The organism is Thioalkalivibrio sp. (genome assembly GCF_041690275.1).
GTDB lineage: Bacteria > Pseudomonadota > Gammaproteobacteria > Ectothiorhodospirales > Ectothiorhodospiraceae > Thioalkalivibrio.
In genome coordinates, this window is record NZ_JAWLHP010000001.1 from 55,463 (window position 1) to 62,690 (window position 7,228).

Sequence of the window (7,228 nt, forward strand, 5' to 3'; positions counted from 1 at the left end):
GCATCGCCCACCAGGGGCCACCGGGGGGCTGGAGGGTTGTCGATGGTCCCTTGCAGCCATCTGCCGATGGTCGTCAGGGATTGGGATAAGAGAGACCGATAAGAGCCATGTCCGAGCAAAAGAACGAGCACGTCGCCGGCGGGGAGGAGACTGAACGGGATCTGGGATTGGCCGGGAGGATGGCCCAGAGCTTCATTCACTCCCCGCTGTCGCCATTGCTCCTCATCGCCACGCTCGCGATCGGCATTCTCGGCGTGATCATCACGCCGCGCCAGGAGGACCCGCAGATCTCGGTCCCGATGGTCGACATCTTTGTCTCCTTCCCCGGCGTGCCCTCGGAACAGGTCGCCAGCCTGGTCGCGCGACCGCTGGAACGCCTGATGAGCGAGATCTCCGGGGTCGACAACGTCTATTCCGTGTCCCATCGAGGCGAATCGATGGTCACCGTGCAGTTCGACGTCGGCGAAGAGATGGAGTCCTCGATCGTCAAGGTGCACGACAAGCTGATGTCCAACCGGGACCTGATGCCACCCGGGGTCTCGGAGCCCATGGTCAAGCCCAAGGGCGTGGATGACGTACCGGTCGTGACCCTGACCCTCTGGTCGCATGAGGTCGATGACGCGATGCTCCGGCAGATCGCCCTCGACTCGCTCCAGTATCTGAACGAGGTCCCGAACACCAGCCAGAGCTTCGTGGTCAGCGGGCGTGAGGAAAAGGTCCGCATCGAGGTGTCGCCCGAGCGTCTGACCGGCAACAATGTAACCATGGACCAGATCGCGGGCGCGGTGCAGGCGGCGAACGCCGAGCGCACGGCAGGCACGATCGAGGTCGGGTCGAACAGCACGCCCATCTACACGGGTGCATTTCTCCGGGACTCCCAAGACATCGGGCGGTTGCTGGTCACGGTGGCGGGTGGCCGTCCGGTTTATGTGCGCGATGTCGCCGACGTGATCTACGGGCCGGGGGAGATCGAGCGCTTCGTCCGCCACTACACCGGTGTCGCCGGCGAAGAGCCCGATGCCGCGCCCGAGGGCGCCTCGGCGGTCACCATTGCGATCGCGAAGAAGGAGGGCAGCAACGGGGTCTCGGTGGCGAACGGCATCCTTGAGCGCCTGGAATTGCTCAAGGGCCAGGTGATTCCCGACAACGTCGAGGTGTCGGTGACCCGCAACTACGGCGATACCGCGAACGCCAAGGTGAACGAGCTGATGTTCAAGCTCTTCATCGCGACCGCCGCGGTCACCGTGCTCGTGTTCATCTTTCTGGGTCTGCGGGCCGCCCTCGTCGTGCTGATCGTGATCCCGGTGGTGCTGCTCTTCACCATCTTCAGCGCCTGGCTGATGGGCTACACGATCGACCGGGTGAGCCTGTTCGCGCTGATCTTCGCGATCGGCATCCTGGTTGATGACGCGATCGTCGTGGTGGAGAACATCTACCGGCGCTGGCTGATGAAGCGCGGGATAGACACCGAGACCACCGTCGACGCCGTCGCGGAGGTCGGCAACCCGACCATCCTCGCGACCTTCACCGTGATCGCGGCCCTGCTGCCAATGGGTTTCGTGAGCGGCATGATGGGGCCGTACATGCAGCCGATCCCGGCGCTCGGTTCCGTCGCGATGCTGTTCTCCCTGGTCGCGGCCTTTCTGTTCACGCCCTGGCTGGCCTGGCGCCTGCGCCCGAGCATGGGCTACCTGCAACGGGCCGAGGAGAAGGAGCACAGGCAGAACGAGATGATGGGGCGGCTCTTCGCGAAGGCCATCCCCGGCCTCGTGCAGAACCGCACCTACGGCTGGTCGTTCCTGATCGGCATTGTGGTCGTCTTCTTTCTGACCGTGCTGCTGTTCTTCACCAAGGATGTGTCGGTGAAGATGCTTCCGCTGGACAACAAGCCGGAATTCAACGTGGTCATCGACTTCCCCGAGGGGACCGCGCTGCCGGAGACGGGGACCCTGATGCATGAACTCGCGCTGGTCCTGCGCGAGATGCCTGAGGTCACCGCGGTACAGGGCTACGTGGGCACTGCCTCCCCGTTCAACTTCAACGGGCTGGTGCGGCACTACTACCTGCGGCAGCAGCCATGGCAGGCCGACATCCAGGTCCAACTGGTCGACAAGGGCGATCGCGAGCGCACCAGTCACCAGATCGCGATCGAGGCACGCGAAGTCCTCACCCCGCTGGCGCACGCGGCGGGCGCCCGCATCCAGGTCGTCGAGATGCCGCCCGGTCCACCGGTACTGCAGTCCGTGGTGGCCGAGATCTACGGTCCCGACGCGAACGTGCGCCGCCAGGTTGCGCTGGACATGGAGGACATGTTCAGAAATGCCCCGCATCTCGACGACGTCGACAGCTTCCTGCAGACCCCGTATGACGTCTGGCACTTCAACGTCGATCGCGACAAGGCACTGCGAAGGGGCGTCACGGTCGACGCGGTCAACCGCACGCTGGAGACGGCCGTCGGGGGGCAGGTGCTGGGTGACGTGAAGACGCGCTCCCTGGTGGAGCCGCACCTGATCGAGATGCACCTCCCGATGCACGTCCGTTCCGACGTCGAGCGCCTGCTGGTCCTCCCCGTTCCCTCCAGTGGGGGAGGATCGGTCTCGCTGTCCGAACTGGGCGCCTTCGTCCGCGTGCCGCAGGACGAGCCGATCTACCACAAGAACCTGCGTCCACTCGAGTACGTGACCGCGGAGACCGTGGGCCGTCTCGCGGCGCCGATCTACGGCATGCTGGAGGTCGAGCAGCAGTTGGAAGACTACCGGCTTCCCATTGGGGGCGAACTCGAGTCGCACTGGGTGGGCCCGCCGCCCAATGACGGGTCGGTCGCCTTCGAGTGGGCCGGCGAATGGACGGTGACCTACGAGACCTTCCGCGACATGGGCATCGCCTTCGCGATCGCACTGGTGCTCATCTACATGCTGGTGGTCTGGGAGTTCGGGAACTTCGTGCTGCCGGCGATCGTGATGGCGCCGATACCCCTGACCCTGATCGGGATCATTCCGGGCCACTGGGTTCTGGGCGCCGAATTCACCGCCACCTCGATGATCGGCTTCATCGCGCTGGCGGGCATCATCGTCCGGAACTCGATTCTGCTGGTGGATTTCGCCCGCCATGCAGTAGCCGAGGGTCAGGACGTGATGCAGGCCATGATCAATGCCTGCCAGGCGCGGACGCGACCGATCCTGATCACCGCGTTCGCGCTGCTTGCCGGTTCCAGCGTGATTCTGTTCGACCCGATCTTCCAGGGGATGGCCATCTCCCTGATGTTCGGAACGGTCGTGGCCACGCTGCTGACCCTGCTGGTGATCCCGCTCGGTGCGATCAGTGCCCGGAAGATCCTGGAGGCGGACGCCGCCGCCGCTCACGGCTCCGGGCCGGACAATGATGGCGGCAATGGCGGTGCTGGCGGCACGATCGCGGCGATGGGACCCGAGGGCTCGGCCGAGGCGGGCCCCGGTCAGGAGACGGGACGGCGCCGCACGATGACGAGCCCGGACGGGGGACCCGTGATGAAGACACTCGGGTTCATCGGGCTCTACCTGAGGTCGCTCGCCGAGGCCTTCATGGAAGGAGTCATGCAGTTCCTGCGGGCCATTGCGCGCCTGATTCTCCGGCTCGCGGGCAGTGGATCGAAGGGTGGCCCCCCCGGGCCCGGCACGGGCGGCGGTGGTGGGGCCGGAACGGGGCCCGGCAGCGGGCCGCGATCTCCGGAGGGGCCGGGCCCTTCGCCGGGTTCAGGTGAGCGCCCGGATCATGCCCGAGCCCCCGGAGCCCGCCGCACTTCCGGCGGACCGGAGGGATCGGCCACAGCACCACCCTCAAGGCCGACGGCGGTGGCTAAGGCACCAGCTGGAGAACCCGCGCCACCCGGGCCCGAAACCCCTGGCACCGACCGCGCGGCGAAGGCGGCTCCGGCGACATCCGAGACGACGGGGGCCGACGAGGCGTCCGCTTCGACGGGTGATGCGGGCGAACCGGCGGTGAAGCCGGAGCCGGCGCGAGCCGAAACCGGTAAGATGGCCGGAGCCGGCAAGAGCGCCGGAGCCGGCAAGAGCGCCGGAGCCGGCGAGACGGCTGGAGGCAGGAAGGCGACCAGGCGGCCGGCCCGGGGGAAGGGCGGTCCGAAGGCGCAGGACAAGGGGCCCAAGGAAGGCAAGGTGTCCGGGTCGGGGGCTCCCCGCAAGGGGGCGACCAAGGCCTCCGGTGACGACGGAGAACAGTCCGGGACCGATACCGCCAAGGCCGGATCGAAGGGTTCCGGTGCCTCGGCCGCCAATGTCCGGCGTCGCCGCGGCATCCGGCTTTCCTGAAGAAGGCCATCCACAAAGACCATCATCGAGGAGAAGAACTGATGAAGCATGGTGTGACCAAGTTTTCCCTGACGACCCTGGCCGTGGCCACAGCGCTGGCACTGGCCGGTACCGGGCAGGCCGATGGTATGCAGGGCAGCGAGGGCGCAGCCTTCGCGAAGCAGGAATTCGCGCAGGGGTCTCTGGCCTATGGTTACGGCGAGCGTCCGATGCCTGGCGCAATGCAGCCTCATCCCGGGCCGAATTTCGGATACGCCCCGCGCCCGGAGTGGTCCGCTCCGCAGATGCCGCCACGCCCCGAGGTTCGCGGAATTCCGGCCCGCCCGGATCTTGCCGCTCCTGAGAGGCCCACCTTCGAGGGCCTTCCCTGGGCTCGCGAAGGCTCCGGTGCCGGGATGCCGGAGATGACCGAGGACATGGAGCAAGTCATGGCCGAGCGCGAGGAACGCATGAAGCAGATGGCGGCCGAACGCGAGGAGCGCATGAAGCAGGTAGCGGCTGAGCGCGAGGAGCAGATGAAGGAGATGGAGGCCATGCGGGAGGCGCACATGCGGGCGATGGAGGCCGCCCGGGAGGCCTTCATGGCGGAGCTGCCGGAAGAGGCCAGGCAGGCGATAGAGGAGCGCGAGGAGCGCATGAAGGAAATGGAGGCCGAACGCGAGCAACAGATGGCCGAGATGGAAAAGATGCGCGAGGAGCGCATGCAGGCGATCGCGGCCAGCCGCGAAGCCTACATGGCCGAGATGGAGCGGCAGCGCGAAGCGATGATGGAGAACATGGAGGAGAGCCGCTAGGTCATGGAGCGGGGCGGAGGGGCGGGACCTGCTGCGCAGCGCGCGCCCCTCGGGGCCGCAGTGCGGCAGGCCCTGGCACACCGGCAAACCGGTTTCCATGGCACTACCCTGGAGATGTCGGGCCATGATGCGAATGCGATTCTGGGCAGCGCCGCCGTTGTCGGTGCGCTGGCTCGCCGTCCTCGTGCTGCTGTGCGGTTGCCTTGCAGCAACGGACATCGTGGCCCAGGACCGCAACCCATGGGCGAGGCCCGAAGCTGGCAGCCCGACCCCGACGCTCCGGCCGCGGGTTGATGGCCGCTTTGCTCCGGGGGACTACGATCCGGTGAACGAACGGCAACGGCGTGACACCTTCCGGTTCGGGCAACCGGTTCGGCCTGAACCCTCCGGCCGGCCTCGGGATCCCTACTCCGAGCCGGGGGTGGCGCCATCAGAATATGGAATGGGCGCCTATGATCCGGCGACGTCGATGCCGCCCTGGTCGAGTCCCTACGGGGTGCCCGGGACCACCGGTTATCCCGGGCTTTTTCCGTACGGTACCTATCCGGGGAGTGGTATGCTTTGGCCCGGCACGGGCCTGATGACCCCCGGGCTTGGAACGCCCCTCTACGGCGCCCCTCTGGGGTCAACTCCGCTGCTGGGCACGCCCTATCAGTGGTGAGGCAAGTCAATGCGCAGGTCTGCAGCCCTCAAGGCCGGCGCATCATTCAAAAGAGGGCGCACAACTCCATTGGAGGTCTTTCATGAGCAAGTTCGTTAAGGCAGTCGTGCTGGCTGCTTCCCTGGGTGCCCTGTCGGCTGCCCCGATGATGGCGTCCGCTCAGTGGGGCGGCCCGGGTTACGGCGGTCCGGGTTACGGCGCTCCTGGCTGGGGCGGTCCGGGGTACGGCGGTTATCCGGGCTACGGTTATGGCCCCGGTTACGGACGCGGTCTCGGCGACATGTTCGGGTTTGGCGACATGTTCAGCGACTTCGACTTCAGCGCCCGGGGCAGCGGCACCGGTAGCGGTTATGGTCGCGGGCATGGCGATGGCTATGGTTACGGACAGCCATACGGCTATGGCCCCGGCTACGGCGGCTATGGCCCCGGCTACGGCCCTGCCTGGTAAGGTCCCGAAAGGAGCGCCCGCCCGGCCGCGGCCGGGCGGGTCTTCCCATGCCGTCGTGCCGAGGGTCTGAATGCTGACTGTAATTGGCAACCTCAAGGGTGGAACCGGCAAGAGCACCGTGGCCTTCAACCTCGCGCTATGGGGACTCGCCAACAAGCGCAGGGTACTGGCCGTGGATCTCGATCCACAGGCGACGCTGACCGATGTCATCCGGGTACGCGACGAGGAAGGCTATCAGCCGGCCCTCGATCTCTCGCAGAGCCTTGATGAGGCGACCCAGGCGGGAGAACAGTACGACGAGGTCATCGTCGATGTCGGACCCTCCGATCTGGGTACGATGTACGCCGCGATCCTGGCGGCCGATCAGGTCGTCATTCCGGTACCGCCGAGTCAGGCGGATGTGTGGTCGACCCACCGTTTCGTGAAAAAGATCCAGGAACTGCGCGGTGAGCGCAGCAGCCCGGAGATCATTGGTTTCATCAACCGGGCCGATACCCATCAGGCGGTCCGGGAGTCGGACGAGACCTTCGGAGCCCTCGGGATGATCGAGGGGCTGCGCGCCGTGCGTCCCCGGCTCGGCCAGCGCATGGCGTTCAGACGATCGTTCAGCGAAGGTCTCTCGGTCCATGAACTGGAGCAACGCAGCAAGGCCGCCGCCGAACTCGAGGAGCTGGCGAAGACGATCTTCCGCAAGTCGCGCCGATAGTCCGCACCGCGGCCGCCTTTCCCGCTACCCAACCGAAATTCACCAATTCGAGACAGGATAAGACATGGCCGCCCTGGGCACCTTCCTGCGCAAATACTGGATCCTCATCGTCATCGTCCTCTGGGTGATCGCCTGGGTTAACCGCGACTCGCTGGCGCCGGATACGCCTGCAGCGGAGACCATAGAGCTCGAGGAGGAGGCCGTGGGCGAGGTCCCGGCACTGCCACCTGCATCGTCCGAACCCGGCGATCAGTCCGAGGCCGAGACTGGATCCCGCCTGGCGGCGCAGTCTGCGGCGGAGCCCGAGCCTGC

At 66.5% G+C, this 7,228-nt stretch carries 4 protein-coding genes and 1 pseudogene; all 5 read left to right on the forward strand.

All coding sequences use genetic code 11. From position 1 onward, the window contains the following. Positions 1 to 107: 107 nt before the first annotated feature. The gene (locus tag ACESMN_RS00250) at positions 108 to 4,307 is read left to right on the forward strand and encodes an efflux RND transporter permease subunit (protein WP_373051573.1); all 4,200 of its coding nucleotides are present in this window, start codon (positions 108 to 110) and stop codon (positions 4,305 to 4,307) included. 41 nt (positions 4,308 to 4,348) lie between these two features. Then, on the forward strand, positions 4,349 to 5,101 hold the full coding sequence (locus ACESMN_RS00255) for an OmpH family outer membrane protein (protein ID WP_373051574.1): 753 nt from the start codon (positions 4,349 to 4,351) through the stop codon (positions 5,099 to 5,101). Between the two features lie 743 nt (positions 5,102 to 5,844). After that, positions 5,845 to 6,210: a sulfur globule protein gene (locus ACESMN_RS00260; protein ID WP_373051575.1), complete on the forward strand. Its 366-nt coding sequence runs from the start codon at positions 5,845 to 5,847 to the stop codon at positions 6,208 to 6,210. Between the two features lie 70 nt (positions 6,211 to 6,280). Next, positions 6,281 to 6,916, forward strand: a complete 636-nt coding sequence (locus ACESMN_RS00265; RefSeq protein ID WP_373051576.1) for an AAA family ATPase — start codon at positions 6,281 to 6,283, stop codon at positions 6,914 to 6,916. 64 nt (positions 6,917 to 6,980) lie between these two features. Further along, a pseudogene (locus ACESMN_RS00270) lies at positions 6,981 to 7,228 on the forward strand (hypothetical protein); the annotation flags it as partial.